The sequence below is a fragment of the Citreicella sp. C3M06 genome (genome assembly GCF_018860705.1).
Taxonomy (GTDB): domain Bacteria; phylum Pseudomonadota; class Alphaproteobacteria; order Rhodobacterales; family Rhodobacteraceae; genus Salipiger.
Genome location: NZ_JAHKQA010000004.1, coordinates 94,504 through 109,564 on the forward strand (window position 1 = coordinate 94,504; position 15,061 = coordinate 109,564).

General features: G+C 62.7%; 15 protein-coding genes. 9 read left to right on the plus strand and 6 right to left on the minus strand.

Going from position 1 to position 15,061, the window contains the following annotated elements; translation table 11 throughout:
* Positions 1 to 43: 43 nt before the first annotated feature.
* From KO516_RS01090 to gloB, 5 genes are all read right to left on the minus strand, one after another.
* Positions 44 to 754, minus strand: a complete 711-nt coding sequence (locus tag KO516_RS01090) for an NYN domain-containing protein (RefSeq protein ID WP_216001956.1) — start codon at positions 752 to 754, stop codon at positions 44 to 46.
* Positions 755 to 1,276: a GNAT family N-acetyltransferase gene (locus KO516_RS01095; protein ID WP_216001957.1), complete on the minus strand. Its 522-nt coding sequence runs from the start codon at positions 1,274 to 1,276 to the stop codon at positions 755 to 757.
* Positions 1,273 to 2,046, minus strand: coding sequence for an ion channel (locus KO516_RS01100; protein WP_216001958.1), 774 nt, complete (start codon positions 2,044 to 2,046; stop codon positions 1,273 to 1,275). Before KO516_RS01100 ends, KO516_RS01095 begins: the two co-directional genes overlap by 4 nt.
* 215 nt (positions 2,047 to 2,261) lie before the next feature.
* Positions 2,262 to 4,592 (minus strand): ATP-dependent Clp protease ATP-binding subunit ClpA, encoded by a 2,331-nt coding sequence (gene clpA / locus KO516_RS01105; RefSeq protein WP_216001959.1) that lies wholly within the window; start codon positions 4,590 to 4,592, stop codon positions 2,262 to 2,264.
* A gap of 160 nt (positions 4,593 to 4,752) precedes the next feature.
* The gene (gene gloB / locus KO516_RS01110) at positions 4,753 to 5,508 is read right to left on the minus strand and encodes a hydroxyacylglutathione hydrolase (RefSeq protein WP_216001960.1); all 756 of its coding nucleotides are present in this window, start codon (positions 5,506 to 5,508) and stop codon (positions 4,753 to 4,755) included.
* Positions 5,509 to 5,571: 63 nt separating this feature from the next.
* On the opposite strand from gloB, the gene KO516_RS01115 reads away from it, so the two are divergent.
* The 8 genes from KO516_RS01115 (at position 5,572) to KO516_RS01150 (ending at position 12,988) form a co-directional block, all read left to right on the plus strand.
* Positions 5,572 to 6,321: a class I SAM-dependent methyltransferase gene (locus tag KO516_RS01115; protein ID WP_216001961.1), complete on the plus strand. Its 750-nt coding sequence runs from the start codon at positions 5,572 to 5,574 to the stop codon at positions 6,319 to 6,321.
* Positions 6,322 to 6,829: 508 nt separating this feature from the next.
* Positions 6,830 to 7,390: a F0F1 ATP synthase subunit delta gene (locus tag KO516_RS01120; protein WP_371742015.1), complete on the plus strand. Its 561-nt coding sequence runs from the start codon at positions 6,830 to 6,832 to the stop codon at positions 7,388 to 7,390.
* Positions 7,391 to 8,929: a F0F1 ATP synthase subunit alpha gene (gene atpA / locus KO516_RS01125; protein WP_216001963.1), complete on the plus strand. Its 1,539-nt coding sequence runs from the start codon at positions 7,391 to 7,393 to the stop codon at positions 8,927 to 8,929.
* A gap of 21 nt (positions 8,930 to 8,950) precedes the next feature.
* Entirely contained in the window at positions 8,951 to 9,832 is an 882-nt protein-coding gene (locus KO516_RS01130; RefSeq protein ID WP_216001964.1) for a F0F1 ATP synthase subunit gamma, read from the plus strand.
* Positions 9,833 to 9,848: 16 nt separating this feature from the next.
* Entirely contained in the window at positions 9,849 to 11,273 is a 1,425-nt protein-coding gene (atpD, locus tag KO516_RS01135; RefSeq protein ID WP_216001965.1) for a F0F1 ATP synthase subunit beta, read from the plus strand.
* 51 nt (positions 11,274 to 11,324) lie between these two features.
* On the plus strand, positions 11,325 to 11,759 hold the full coding sequence (locus KO516_RS01140) for a F0F1 ATP synthase subunit epsilon (RefSeq protein ID WP_216001966.1): 435 nt from the start codon (positions 11,325 to 11,327) through the stop codon (positions 11,757 to 11,759).
* Positions 11,760 to 11,911: 152 nt separating this feature from the next.
* Positions 11,912 to 12,580 carry a MarC family protein gene (locus KO516_RS01145; protein ID WP_216001967.1) on the plus strand — a complete coding sequence of 223 codons (669 nt, stop codon included), beginning with the start codon at positions 11,912 to 11,914 and terminating at the stop codon, positions 12,578 to 12,580.
* A gap of 57 nt (positions 12,581 to 12,637) precedes the next feature.
* The gene (locus KO516_RS01150; RefSeq protein WP_216001968.1) at positions 12,638 to 12,988 is read left to right on the plus strand and encodes an H-type lectin domain-containing protein; all 351 of its coding nucleotides are present in this window, start codon (positions 12,638 to 12,640) and stop codon (positions 12,986 to 12,988) included.
* A 4-nt stretch (positions 12,989 to 12,992) separates the two neighbouring features.
* Here the strand turns inward: KO516_RS01150 and KO516_RS01155 are convergent, their stop codons facing one another.
* The gene (locus KO516_RS01155) at positions 12,993 to 14,003 is read right to left on the minus strand and encodes a ribose-phosphate pyrophosphokinase (protein ID WP_216001969.1); all 1,011 of its coding nucleotides are present in this window, start codon (positions 14,001 to 14,003) and stop codon (positions 12,993 to 12,995) included.
* A 100-nt stretch (positions 14,004 to 14,103) separates the two neighbouring features.
* Here KO516_RS01155 and KO516_RS01160 point away from each other — a divergent pair, with 100 nt between their 5' ends.
* Positions 14,104 to 14,703, plus strand: a complete 600-nt coding sequence (locus KO516_RS01160) for a 2-hydroxychromene-2-carboxylate isomerase (RefSeq protein WP_216001970.1) — start codon at positions 14,104 to 14,106, stop codon at positions 14,701 to 14,703.
* Positions 14,704 to 15,061: the final 358 nt, after the last annotated feature.

A 15,061-nucleotide genomic window follows, 5' to 3' on the forward strand; every position in this document is an offset into this window, starting at 1 on the left:
GCAGAAGGGGGCAAGCAGCGATCGTGTCCTTGCGAGCCGGCCGTTAGTCGAGCCGGCGCACCAGCAGCTGGTTGCCGGGGCCGCGCTTGGTCTCGAACACCTTCAGGTCTGACACCAGATCCGACAGCTTGCGCTTGCCATAGGTGCGGGTGTCGAAATCGGGGTTTGCCGCGGTGATGAACTGGCCGAGTTGGCCAAGCGTGTACCAGTCGTCTTCCTGCTCGATGGCGTCCATGGCGGTGAAGATCAGGTTGCGGGCCTCATCCAGTTTGCCGGTCGGTTTGGGGGCCTGATTGCCGGGTTTCTGTTCCGGTGCACCGTCAAGGTTTTCCAGAAAGATGAACCGTTTGCAGGCCTTGCGGAAGGCATCCGGCGTTTTCTGCATCCCCATGCCGAACACGTCGAGCCCCTGTTCGCGGATGCGGCTGGCGAGCCGGGTGAAATCGCTGTCGGAACTGACCAGCACGAACACGTCGAATCGCCCGGTGTGCATCAGGTCCATCGCGTCGATGACAAGGCTGATGTCCGAGGCGTTCTTTCCGACGGTGTTGGCGGGCGAGTGCAGCGGCACGAGGCCGAATTCGGCGGTGATCTTCGACCAGCCCGCCATCTGCTGACTGGAGAAATCGCCGTAAAGACGCCGCACCGACGCCTCTCCAAGCGAGGCCAGCTCGTCGAAAATTGCCTTGCAATACTTAGGCGAGGTGTTGTCGGCGTCGATCAGGACGGCAAGCAGTCTTGGCGCATCGGCCATTCAGGTATCCTTCCCGGCGGACGGGTCCGCCTTGAGTGTCTTGTACATCACCAGAGCATCGACGTAGCCCTTTGTCGGGTGATGGAAAGCGTTGGGCAAGCGCCCGACGATGTCAAAGCCGCCCCGTTCCCACAGGCCCACGGCCCGGGTGTTGGTCGAGACGACAAAATTGAATTGCATGGCGTGAAACCCCATGTCGCGCGCGGTTTGCAGCGCGTGTTCCAGCATGCCCCGCGCCACGCCACGCCCCTTCTGGGCGGGATCGGTGACAAAGCCGCAGTTGCACACATGGCTGCCGCCGCCGGCCTGATTGCGCAGGATGTAATACGAGCCAGAAAAACTGCCGCCCAGCGTTGCGCTGAACACGCTGCGCCCCGGTCCGGTCCAGTAGGCAATGGCGTCCTCGCGCGGGATGTCGGGGTCGATGGCATAGGTGTCGCCCGCACGGAACACCGGCTCGAGCACGCGCCAGAGCTGCTCGCTGTCGCGGGGGTCATAGGGGCGGATGGCGAGGTCGGTCATGTTTCTCCCTCGGTCTGGATATGGACATGGGCACCGCAATGCTTGCAATGGATCGCGTCGCGGTCGTGCAGCGACAATCCGCAGCGGTGGCAGGCCTGACGCACCTTAGCCGGGCGGAACAGCACCTGCGCCAACCGCAGGAACAGCGTGACGCCAAAGATCATCACCAGCACCGAGATCAGCCGCCCGAGCGAGCCTTGCAGCGTGATGTCGCCGAAACCGGTCGTGGTCAGGGCGGTGACGGTGAAGTACAGCGCATCGGCGTAATTGGCAATCTGCGGGTTTTGCAGGTGCTGGGTGGCATAGACGAGGCCGGTCATCACGAAGACAAAGACAATCAGGTTCAGCGCTGCGGTGAACTCGTCCTGATAGCGGCGAAAGAACGGCACGTCGGCGCGCAGCCGGGCCAGCAAATGGTAGGTGCGCAGAAACCGCAGCGTGCGCACCACGCGCAGAAAGCCCAGCCCTTCGCCCGCCAGCGGGGCCAGAAACGACACGATCGAGGCCAGATCGGCCCATGTGTGGGGGTTGATGAAAAACCGCAGCCGGTTGCGTTCGATGATCAGGCGGGCGGCAAAATCCGCAAGGATGACGACGCCGAACATCATGTCCATAATCGCGACCGCCCGGCCATGTTCGGTGAACGAGGTCGCGATGACGAAAAGGATCGTCACCACGTCGAACAGCAATATCCCGTAGCGGAAGCGATGCGCGGTATCGCTGCCGCCCTCGTAAAGCTCCCGAACTGTATCGAGCGCCTTGCCCGCCATGCCCAACCTGTCGCTAATGCCTTGGTCTTCAACCTATAGGGCGGGGCAGGCGGGGCGGGCAAGGCGCTATTGCCAGCGAGGGCCGGGCCCGACGGGTCGGCCATGTTCTGACCCTGGGGCGGGGCGGTCGGCCATGGTGGCTTTTGGGGCGGGATCTTGAAATGAAAATACCGCCGCGCTGGGCGCGCGGCGGTGTGTCTGTTCTGTGCTGGCGATCAATCAGCCGTCAGAAGCGGGGGCTTTTTCGAGGCAAGGCGCAGCTTGTCCGGCCCTTCGACCTTCAGGTCGAGTTCGCCGTTCTTGACGCCAACCTTGACCACGCCGCCCTTCATGAGCTTGCCGAACAGCAGCTCTTCGGCGAGCGGCTTCTTGAGGCTTTCCTGAATGACGCGGCCCAGCGGGCGCGCCCCCATGCGGTCGTCATAGCCCTTGTCGGCAAGCCATTCCGCCGCCGGGCGGGTCAGCTCGATCGACACGTTGCGATCCATCAGCTGCGCTTCGAGTTGCAGCACGAACTTCTCGACCACCGAGAGGATGACCTCCTTGGGCAGCGGCTGGAAGCTGATCACCGCGTCGAGACGGTTGCGGAATTCCGGCGTGAAGGTCCGCTCGATGGCGGCGGTATCCTCGCCGGTGCGCCGGTCGCGGCCAAAGCCGATCGCCGCCTTGGCCTGTTCCGCGGCCCCGGCGTTCGAGGTCATGATCAGGATCACGTTACGGAAATCGACCGAGCGCCCGTTGTGATCGGTCAGCGAGCCATGATCCATGACCTGAAGCAGGATGTTGTAGACATCCGGATGCGCCTTTTCGATCTCGTCGAGCAGCAGCACGCAATGCGGATGCTGGTCGACGCCGTCGGTCAGCTGGCCGCCCTGATCAAAGCCGACATAGCCCGGAGGCGCGCCGATCAGACGGGAAACCGCGTGCTTTTCCATGTATTCCGACATGTCGAAACGCAGCAGCTCGACCCCGAGCGAGCTTGCAAGCTGCTTGGCTACTTCGGTTTTGCCGACGCCGGTAGGCCCCGCAAACAGGTAGTTGCCGATGGGCTTTTCCGGCTCGCGCAGCCCTGCACGCGCCAGCTTGATCGCAGCCGAGAGCGCCTCGATCGCGGGGTCCTGTCCGAACACCACGCGCTTGAGGGTCTTTTCGAGATCCTTGAGCACCTCGGTGTCGTTCTTCGACACGTTTTTCGGCGGGATGCGGGCAATCTTGGCCACGACATCCTCGATCTCCTTGGCACCGATGGTCTTGCGACGCTTTGATTCGGCCACGAGATGTTGCGCCGCGCCCGCCTCGTCGATCACGTCGATCGCCTTGTCAGGCAGCTTGCGGTCGTTGATGTACCGCGCCGACAGTTCCACCGCCGACTTGATCGCATCGGCCGTGTATTTGACGCTGTGATGCTCTTCGAAATAGGGCTTGAGGCCCTTGAGGATCTTGACGGTATCGGGCACCGACGGCTCGTTCACGTCGATCTTCTGGAACCGGCGCGACAGCGCGCGATCCTTTTCGAAATGCTGGCGGAATTCCTTGTAGGTGGTCGATCCCATGGTGCGCAGCTTGCCGCCCTGAAGCGCCGGCTTGAGCAGGTTCGATGCATCCATCGCCCCGCCCGATGTCGCACCGGCACCGATCACTGTGTGGATCTCGTCGATGAACAGCACCGCGTCGGGGTGTTCCTCAAGCTCGTTGACCACGGCTTTCAGGCGTTCTTCGAAATCGCCGCGATAGCGGGTGCCCGCCAGCAGCGCGCCCATGTCGAGCGAGAAGATCGTGGTCTTGGACAGCACCGCCGGGGTGTCGCCCGAGACAATCTTGCGCGCCAGACCTTCGGCGATGGCGGTCTTGCCGACGCCCGGATCGCCCACCAGCAGCGGGTTGTTCTTGCGACGGCGGCACAGCACCTGAATGCAGCGTTCCACCTCGTGTTCGCGCCCGATCAGCGGATCGACATCGCCCTTGCGCGATTTCGCGTTCAGATCGACGCAATATTTGCCAAGCGCCGATTCCTTGTTGTCGGCGGGGGCTTCGGACTGGGCGGCTTTCACCGGCTCTTCCTCTTCCTGCGCACCGGAAACCGGGCGTGCCTCGCCGTAGGCGGGGTTCTTGGCCACGCCATGGGCAATGAAGTTGACCGCGTCATAGCGCGTCATGTCCTGCTCTTGCAGGAAATAGGCCGCGTTCGATTCACGTTCGGCAAAGATCGCAACGAGCACATTGGCACCCGTCACCTCGGTGCGCCCCGAAGACTGCACATGGATCGCGGCGCGCTGGATGACGCGCTGGAAAGCGGCGGTCGGCACCGCTTCGGAGCCTTCTATATCGGTGACGAGGTTCGACAGATCCTCGTCGATGAATTCCACCAGCGTCGTGCGAAGCTCTTCCGTATCCACGGAGCAGGCCTTCATCACGCGGGCGGCATCGGGTTCGTCGATCAGGGCGAGCAGGAGATGTTCCAGCGTCGCAAATTCATGGCTGCGCGAGTTCGCGAGAGCCAGTGCAGCGTGAATGGCCTGTTCCAGGGTATTCGAGAAAGACGGCACGGCGGGCTCTCCTCATTGTCTGTGTCGGGCGTTCGGTCTCACCCAACATCGCCTTGTATGGTTAAAGTTTGGTCGATACCGACGATCCATCAAGAAGTTTCTGTGACTGATCCGCTCACATTTGTTGTCAATGTGTGAACTTGGCGTCAAAAGCGGCGGCTTAGAAACGATCCTTGCGGGCGCGGATCTCGGCAAAGACCTCTGCGTCGCTTGCGGCTTTCATACCCAGTAAATCGCGAATTGCCGGGGAATCGGGTCGCAGGAACGGGTTGGTGGCCAGTTCTTCGGACAGCGTACAGGCGGCGGTCGGGCGTCCCTCTGTCCGAGCTTTGGCGATGGCGTCTGCTCTTAAGATAAGCGCTTCGTTGCGGGGATCAACGGTCAATGCGAACTTGGCATTGGAGGCGGTGTACTCGTGCCCGGAATACACCGTTGTCTGCGGGGGCAGCGCGGCGAGCTTGCTCAGGCTGTCCCACATCATCGGCGCGGTGCCTTCAAAGATCCGCCCGCAGCCTAGCGCCATCAGGCTGTCGGCGGTGAATACCGCGCCGGCGGAGGGCAGGTAAAATGCCACATGGCCAAGGGTGTGGCCGGGCACATAGATCACCTGCACGTCGAGGCCGCCCGCTTCGAACGTATCGCCGCCCTGTACGGCGCGATCGAGGTTGGGCAGTTTTTCCGCTTCGGCACGCGGGCCAGTGACGGTGCAGCCGTATCTTTCGCGCAGCGCGTCAACGCCGCCGACGTGGTCGTGGTGATGATGGGTGATCAGCAGATCGCTGAGCTGCCAGCCCCGCGCGTCAAGCGCCGCGACGATGGGCGCGGCCTCGGGCGCATCGATCAGCGTCACGCCTGTCGGACCCTTCACAAGGTAGGCGTAATTGTCGCTGAGGCAGGGAACGGTGATGATCTCCATGGTCTTTCCTTCGTGGCTTTGCCAGACTGCCGTGAAGACTGGCGGATCGGAGGCCCCACCGCAATGCACCTCGATGTGCACTCACTGCGCGATTTCTACTATCGCAGCGCGCTCGGGCGCGCGGCGCAGCGTGCCGTGCGTGATCAGGTGTTGCGCTACTGGCCCGATTGCAAGGGGCAGACGGTGGTGGGCTACGGATTTGCCGTGCCGCTGCTGCGCCCGTACCTGCGCGAAGCGCGCCGGGTCGTCGGACTGATGCCTGCGCCGCAGGGGGTCATGCCGTGGCCGCAGGCGATGCCCAACGTCACCGCCCTGTGCGAGGAAACGATGTGGCCGCTGGAAACCGGCCATGTCGACCGGCTGGTGCTGATGCACGGGCTGGAAACCTCGGAGCGCCCCTCCGAGGTGCTCGAGGAATGTTACCGCGTGCTTGGTCCCGGCGGCGAGGTGCTGTTCATCGTGCCCAACCGGTCGGGGCTCTGGGCGCGGTCGGACAACACGCCCTTTGGCTTCGGGCGACCCTATTCGCTGAGCCAGCTCGACAGCCAGCTGCGCCAGTATGACTTTGTCCGCCAGAGCCATGTCAGTGTGCTGTACCAGCCGCCCTCGCCCCGGCGGTTCTGGATGCGCACCGGGCCGATGTGGGAAAACATCGGGCGGGCGATCCCGGCGGTGGTGGCGGGCGGCGTACTGATCGTGCGGGCGGCAAAGCGCTATCCGCCGCAGCGCAAGGGGCTGGGCGACCGGGTGCGGGTGCCAAGCCCGCTCGAGGTGCTGGCACCGGTTCCGAAAAAGGAACCCAAGGCGATCTGACTTCGGCTGGAATCACGGATCGCTCAGCACTTTGTGAGCGGCGTGGGCCGCGCGCGGCGGGGAATCGGCTTGCCTTCAGCGACATGAAGCATAGCTTGCGTCCTCTGCGTGACCGCTAACATGCTGCCGTCGAGAGGCTGAAGCCTGCGACAAATGGGCAGCTTGAAGAGGGCGCGCAGCGGGGGCGCGCCGCGACCTCCCGTACGTTTGCGCTATCGACAGGAGGCCTTTCTGCAACGCCACGGCAAACGCTGAAAAGTTTAACAAATCCTGAAAAACCGCCATTTTTCATAGCCCTGTTCCCCGGTCAGCCGCCTCCACCCCGGCGCTACCGGAAAAAACCCGCGTGCCAACGCCACTTAAAACGCTGCAAGCTTGTTGCGAGGGCGGGGAGGCTCTGCTACATCCGCGCTGATTTCGACGTCCTGAGACAGATCAGGGCAGGGACACGCCTCCGGATATCGGGACCATCCCGATGTCGCGGGGGCCTTATATCGGAAGGGTGGACGTGTCAGAACCAGCTTCGATCTCCAGCGGCATCGCGGCACGCTATGCGACAGCGATCTTCGAGATCGCGAACGAGTCCAATGCTCTCGACCAGCTTGCAGACAACGTGAACGACCTTTCGCAGGCCTTGGCGGACAGCCCGGACCTGCGCGATCTTGTGTCGTCGCCCGTCTACCCGCGCGCGTCGATGAGAAAGGGCATCATGGCAGTCGCGGCGCAGATGCAACTGCAGCCGTCGTTTCAGAACGCGCTTGGCCTGATGGCCGAAAAGCGCCGCCTGTTCGCGCTGCCGCAGCTCATCGCGCATCTGCGCGCCAAGATTGCCGAAGCAAAGGGTGAGGTCACGGCCGATGTGACCTCTGCCACGGCGCTGACCGAGGACCAGGCGAGCCGCCTGGCGAAGACCCTTGCCGACAACATCGGCAAGCAGGTGACCCTGAAAACCACCGTCGATGAAAGCCTCATCGGTGGTCTCGTCGTCAAGGTTGGCTCCAAGATGATCGACACGTCGGTCCGCTCGAAGCTCAACGCTCTCCAGAATGCAATGAAAGAGGTCGGATAAATGGGTATCCAAGCTGCCGAGATCTCGGCGATCCTGAAGGAGCAGATCCAGAACTTCGGGAAAGAAGCCGAAGTCGCCGAAGTCGGCCGCGTGCTGTCCGTCGGTGACGGTATCGCCCGCGTGCACGGCCTCGACGCGGTGAAAGCCGGTGAAATGGTCGAGTTCCCCGGCGGCATCATGGGGATGGCGCTGAACCTCGAAACCGACAACGTCGGTGTCGTGATCTTCGGCTCTGACCGCGACATCAAGGAAGGTGACATCGTCAAGCGCACCGACTCGATCGTGGACGTGCCCGCCGGTGAGGGCCTGCTGGGCCGCGTCGTCGATGGTCTCGGCAACCCGCTGGATGGCAAAGGTCCGATCCAGTACACCGAACGCCGCATCGCCGACGTGAAAGCGCCGGGCATCATCCCGCGCAAGTCGGTGCACCAGCCGATGGCGACCGGCCTCAAGGCCGTCGACGCCATGATCCCGATCGGCCGTGGCCAGCGCGAGCTGATCATTGGCGACCGTCAGACCGGCAAGACCGCGATCGCGCTCGATTCGATCCTGAACCAGAAGTCGTACAACGACGCGGCTGGCGATGACGACAGCAAGAAGCTGTACTGCATCTATGTCGCCATCGGCCAGAAGCGCTCGACCGTTGCGCAGCTGGTGAAGCGTCTCGAAGCCACCGGCGCCATCGATTATTCGATCGTCGTGGCCGCAACCGCATCCGACCCCGCACCGATGCAGTTCCTTGCCCCCTACGCCGCGACCGCCATGGCGGAATATTTCCGCGACAACGGCAAGCACGCGCTGATCATCTATGATGACCTGTCCAAGCAGGCCGTGTCTTACCGCCAGATGTCGCTGCTTCTGCGCCGCCCGCCCGGCCGCGAAGCCTATCCGGGCGACGTGTTCTACCTTCACTCGCGCCTGCTGGAACGCTCGGCCAAGCTGAACGAAGATCATGGCGCTGGCTCGCTGACGGCTCTGCCGATCATCGAAACCCAGGGCGGTGACGTGTCGGCGTTCATCCCGACCAACGTGATCTCGATCACCGACGGCCAGATCTTCCTCGAGACCGAACTGTTCTTCCAGGGTATCCGCCCCGCCGTGAACACCGGTCTGTCGGTGTCGCGCGTCGGCTCCTCGGCCCAGACCAAGGCGATGTCCTCGGTGGCTGGCCCGGTGAAGCTGTCGCTGGCACAGTACCGCGAGATGGCTGCATTTGCGCAGTTCGGCTCTGACCTCGACGCCGCGACCCAGCGCCTGCTGGCCCGTGGTGCGCGTCTGACCGAGCTGATGAAGCAGCCGCAGTACTCGCCGCTGTCGAACGCCGAAATCGTCTGCGTCATCTTCGCAGGCACCAACGGCTACCTCGACAACGTTCCGGTTCGCGAAGTCGGCAAGTACGAGGCCGCTCTGCTGGCGTTCCTGCGCGGTCAGCGCAAGGATATCCTCGACTGGATCGAAGCCGAGGATCCGAAGATCAAGGGTGAACCCGCGGACAAGCTCAAGGCGGCTCTGGACGAATTCGCCAAGACCTACGCCTGAGCGCTCTGAAAGGACAGGATCATGCCTAGCCTAAAGGACCTCAAGACGCGGATCTCGTCGGTCAAATCGACCCGTAAGATCACCAAGGCCATGCAAATGGTGGCCGCCGCAAAACTGCGGCGGGCACAGGATGCCGCCGAACAGTCCCGCCCCTATACCGAGCGCTTCAATGCGGTGCTCGGTGCCATGGCGGCGTCGGTCGGTGGCAGCGCGTCTGCCCCCAAGCTGCTGTCGGGAACCGGCAAGGACGATGTGCATCTGCTTATCGTCATGACCGCCGAACGCGGCCTTTGCGGTGGCTTCAACTCGTCCATCGTCAAGAAGGCGCGGATCGAGATCGAGAAGCTGAAAGCCGCTGGCAAGACGGTCAAGATTCTGACCGTCGGCAAGAAGGGCCGCGAGCAGCTCAAGCGTGACTACGCTTCGCTGTCCGTTGGGCATGTCGATCTGAGCGACGTCAAGAAGCTTGGCTATGTCGACGCGCAGAAGATCGCGCGCGACGTGCTCGGCCGCTTCGACAAAGAAGAGTTCGACGTGGCGACGCTTTTCTACTCGAAGTTCGTGAACGTGGTGAGCCAGGTGCCGACGGCACAGCAGATCATCCCGGCGGCCTATGATGCGCCGGAATCGCCCGAGGAGTCGGTTTCGACCCTCTACGATTATGAGCCCGGAGAGGAACAGATCCTCGCCGACCTGCTTCCCCGTGGTGTCGCAACCCAGATCTTCTCGGCTCTGCTGGAGAACGCGGCCTCGGAACAGGGGGCTCGGATGAGCGCGATGGACAACGCCACGCGCAACGCCGGCGACATGATCGACAAGCTGACGATCGAATACAACCGGTCGCGTCAGGCTGTCATCACCAACGAACTGATCGAAATCATCTCGGGCGCCGAGGCGCTCTAAGAACCGGAGACGATAAATGGCAAACGCAAAAGGCAAAGTGACTCAGGTCATCGGCGCCGTGGTCGACGTTCAGTTCGCCGACCACCTGCCCGAAATCCTGAACTCGCTGACCACCTACAACGACGGCAAGAAACTGGTTCTTGAAGTTGCACAGCACCTCGGCGAATCGACCGTCCGCACCATCGCGATGGACTCGACCGAAGGTCTGGTTCGCGGTCAGGAAGTGATCGACAGCGGCGGCCCGATTTCGGTGCCCGTCGGCAACGCGACCCTCGGGCGCATCCTCAACGTCGTGGGCGAGCCCGTCGACGAGAAGGGCCCGATCGAGGCGACCGAGACCCGCGCCATCCACCAGCCCGCCCCCGAGTTCGTCGAGCAGTCGACGGAATCGGAAATCCTTGTCACCGGCATCAAGGTCATCGACCTGCTGGCCCCCTATTCTAAGGGCGGCAAGATCGGCCTGTTCGGCGGCGCCGGCGTGGGCAAGACGGTTCTGATCATGGAACTGATCAACAACATCGCCAAGGTGCACTCGGGCTACTCCGTGTTCGCCGGTGTGGGCGAGCGGACCCGTGAGGGCAACGATCTCTACCACGAGATGATCGAATCCAACGTCATCAAGCCCGACAACCTGTCGGAATCGCAGGTGGCTCTGGTCTACGGTCAGATGAACGAGCCGCCGGGTGCCCGTGCCCGCGTCGCGCTGACCGGCCTGACCCTGGCCGAGCAATTCCGCGACCAGTCCGGCACCGACGTTCTGTTCTTCGTGGATAACATCTTCCGCTTCACGCAGGCAGGCTCCGAAGTGTCGGCTCTGCTGGGCCGTATCCCCTCGGCCGTGGGCTACCAGCCGACGCTCGCGACGGACATGGGCCAGATGCAGGAACGCATCACCTCGACCAAGAACGGCTCGATCACCTCGATCCAGGCCGTTTACGTTCCCGCGGACGACCTTACCGACCCGGCCCCGGCCACGACCTTCGCGCACCTCGACGCGACGACGGTTCTCAACCGCGCCATCTCGGAACTCGGCATCTACCCTGCCGTGGACCCGCTGGACTCGAACAGCCGTATCCTCGACCCGCAGATCGTCGGCGAAGAGCACTATCAGGTTGCACGCGACGTTCAGGGCATCCTTCAGCGTTACAAGTCGCTTCAGGACATCATCGCCATCCTCGGGATGGACGAACTGTCCGAAGAGGACAAGCTGACCGTGACCCGTGCGCGCAAGATCCAGCGCTTCCTGTCGCAGCCCTTCGACGTTGCCAAGGTGTTCACCGGCTCTGACGGTGTGCAGGTTCCGCTCGAAGACACGATCTCGTCCTTCAAGGCCGTGGTTGCAGGCGAATACGATCACCTTCCCGAAGCTGCCTTCTACATGGTCGGCGGCATCGACGAAGTGCTCGCCAAGGCCGAGAAGCTGGCTGCGGAAGCTGCCTGATGACTGCCGGGGGACTGCATTGCGGTCCCCCTTCACCAACCGGAGGCCCTGATGGCTGATACGATGCAATTCGACCTGGTGAGCCCCGAGCGCAGGCTTCTTTCGACCAAGGCCACCGCGGTGTCGATCCCCGGGTCCGAGGGCGACATGACGGCGATGCCGAACCACGCAGCCACGATCACCACGCTGCGCCCCGGCATCCTCAAGGTCACCACCGAGAGCGGCGCGGCGGAGTTCGTCGTCACCGGCGGCTTTGTCGAGATCGGCGAAGGCGTCACGGTGTTGGCCGAAAAGGCCGTCCCGCACGAGGATATGGATCAGGCGACCTATGAAGCGCTCGTCGCGGAAGCCGAGGCCGTTTACCGCGAGGTCAAGGAGACCTCGGCCAACGAGCCGGGCCTTGTCGACGATGCGGCCAAACTGCTGCAGGACATGGTCGCGATTGGCACCCATATCGGGCTTGACCCGAAACAGCCGAACTTCTGATCCTGCCGAAAGGCTGATCGAAAGCCCCGCCTTGGCGGGGCTTTTGCGTTGTCCGGGGCGCTTTTGCGCCGAGTTGACGCTAACTGCTTGCGCAAATCCGTTGGGGGTGGCAACCGCAAGCAAACCCTTTTCATACGGAGTACGCCCCGCCGATGCCGAGCCTCGACATCACCTCGCTGTTGCGCGAATTCATCACGCTGTTCGTGGTGATAGATCCGATCGGATCGCTGCCGGTGTTCTATTTCGCGGTGGCTGGGGTGCCCGCCGCGCTGCACTGGAAGATCGCGGTGCGTGCGGTGCTGGTGGCCGCTGGGGTGCTTCTGGCCTTCCTTGCGGTGGGGCAGGTGTTGATGGATACGCTGGGGCTGCGGCTGGGCTCGTTCCAGATCGCGGGCGGCATCATCCTGTTCCTCTTTGCCCTGACGATGATCTTTGGCGATAGCAAACCCGCCCGCGAGATCGAAGAGGCCGAACGCGATCACATGGCGGGCGCGGTGTTCCCGCTTGCCATGCCGTCGATCGCATCGCCCGGTGCCATGCTGGCCATCGTCATCCTGACCGACAACAACCGCAACTCGATCCCCGACCAAATGGTGACGGCGGTGATGCTGCTGGCGGTGCTGGCCTCGACGCTGGTGCTGCTCTTGCTCGCAGGGCGGCTGCGCCGACTCATCGGCCTCACCGGAACCAGCATCATCAGCCGCGTCATGGGCATCATTCTGGCCACTGTGGCGGTGGATAACGTGCTTGGCGGTTTCGAGGCGGTCGGGCTGATTTCGTTGGCCCAGCCCGAAGGCGTGGTGCTCGAGATCGAGGGCTGATCTTTTCATCCGGCGCAGGATCGTCAATGATGATGCCCTGCGGGACGGAGAGAACACATGCGCAAGATGGAGGGGAGCCGGGTCGGCGTCGATCAGGGCAATACAGAGATCTTCTCTGAGTTTGCCACGGGCGGCGACATGTGGACCGGCTCTGGCACGCGCGAGCGGCGCAAGACGATCCGCTTCGCAGAACCCTTCCGCACGCCGCCGGTGGTGCAGGTGTCGCTGTCGCTGTGGGATATGGATCAGGGCGCCAATCTGCGGGCTGACATTTCCGCCGACAAGGTCACCGAAAATGGTTTCGACCTTGTGTTCCGTACGTGGTCGGACACGCGCGTGGCGCGGGTCCGCATGTCATGGCTGGCCATCGGCGAGCTGCCAAACGAGGACGACTGGCAGCTTTTCTAGGCGCTCAGATGATGCCTTCGTAGATCGGCCCCAAGGTGTCGGTCTCGAACAGCGACGACACCGAGGTGCCGTTCCAGATGTTCAGGATCGCCTGTGCGAACATCGGCGCGGTGGGCACGATGCGGATGTTCTCGGCCCCGGCAACCTCTTCTGTCGCGGCGATGGAATCGGTGATCACCAGCGATTTCATCACCGAGGCTTTGACCCGTTCGACCGCCGGGCCGGACAGCACGCCGTGGGTGATATAAGCATGCACCTCGGTTGCGCCGTGGTTCATCAGGATTTCGGCAGCCTTGCACAGCGTTCCGGCCGTGTCGCAGATGTCATCGACGATGATGCATTTCTTGCCCGTCACATCGCCGATCACCGTCATTTCGGCGATCTCGCCGGCCTTCTCGCGGCGCTTGTCGACGATGGCCAGCGGCGCATTGATCCGCTTGGCCAGCTCACGCGCCCGCGCCACGCCGCCGACGTCGGGCGAGACAACCATCACGTCTTCCAGCTCGCCTTCGAACTGTTTCAGGATATCCAGCGCGAACACCGGCGAGGCATAGAGGTTGTCGACCGGGATGTCGAAAAAGCCCTGAATCTGTGTGGCGTGCAGATCCATGGTCAGCACCCGCTCGATTCCGGCCTCGTGGATCATGTTTGCGACCAGCTTGGCGGTGATCGGGGTGCGCGCCTTGGTGCGGCGATCTTGACGGGCATAGCCGAAATACGGGATCACGGCGGTGATACGCGCCGCCGACGAGCGGCGCAGCGCGTCGGCCATGATCAGCAGTTCCATCAGGTTGTCGTTCGCCGGGCGCGAGGTTGACTGGATGATGAACATGTCTTCGCCGCGGACGTTCTCGTAGACCTCGACAAAGATCTCCTGATCATTGAACCGCTCGACGCGGGCGTCGACCAGCCCCACGGACATGCCGCGATAGAGCGACATGCGCCGCGCGATGGCATTGGCAAGCGGGCGGTTGGAATTTCCAGCGATAAGCTTGGGTTCGATGACGGTTGGCATGGGGGAGAGGCCTCGGCAGCGATGACAGATTGATGACGTTGCGGGGGCCTTAGCACGCGGTTACCGTGACGCAAAGCCATCTGCCACCAAAGGGGTGAACATGAGCCATATCGACTACTATTTTACGGTGCTTTCGCCGTATGCCTATCTTGCCGGGCTGCAACTCGAAGAGATCGCCGCAAAGCACGGCGCCAGTATCACTTACAAACCGCTCGACATCATGGCGCTGTTTCCGCGGACCGGCGGCGCCAAGCCCTCGGAGCGCCATCCGATCCGCATGGAATATCGCGCCATGGAACTCCCGCGTCAGGCGAGAAAGCGGAAGATGCCGCTGAACTTCAAACCGGCGCATTGGCCAACCAATGCCGCGCCTGCGTCCTACGCGATCATCGCGGCGCAAAATGCCGGCGGTGGCGATCTTGGCGCGCTGACCCATGCCATCCTGCGGGCGTCCTGGGTCGAGGAAAAGGACATCGCCGAAGACGAGGTGGTGCAAGCCTGCCTGAAGGAGGCCGGGTTCGATCCGTCCCTGACCTTTTCCGGTTTGCTGACCGGCGCCGAAACCTATGCGAGGAACCTCGAAGAGGCGGTGAACGCAGGTGTCTTCGGCTCGCCCTTCTACGTGCTGGATGACGGGGCCAAATTCTGGGGTCAGGATCGGCTAGACGATCTGGACGCGCACCTGTCAGGTACGCTTTAGCATCAGGCCTTGGGCTGAATCTGCCCGGTCAGGGCTGCCTTCTCGGATGCGACGGGAAGGCGGCCTGCCCACCAGATCGCTGCCCCTGACAGACCAAAGAAGCCAAGGACGCAGGCAATCATCAGGGAAAGGACGAGAAGGGCGCTCATATTTTTGATTCCGTGTTATTTGCTTTTGTCTGCCCATCAACGGGTCCGATCGTAAATTTGTTCCTAACGGTCGGGGGAGTCTCGCTCAAGATTGACGTCTGCGACAGTTGTGCAACAGGGTGTAGGCGTGGCGCGGATGCCACTTTTCTGCCACGGGTCGTCACAGGGCGAGGCGGCGACATTTTGGCAGGGCTTGCATGCAACGCTCT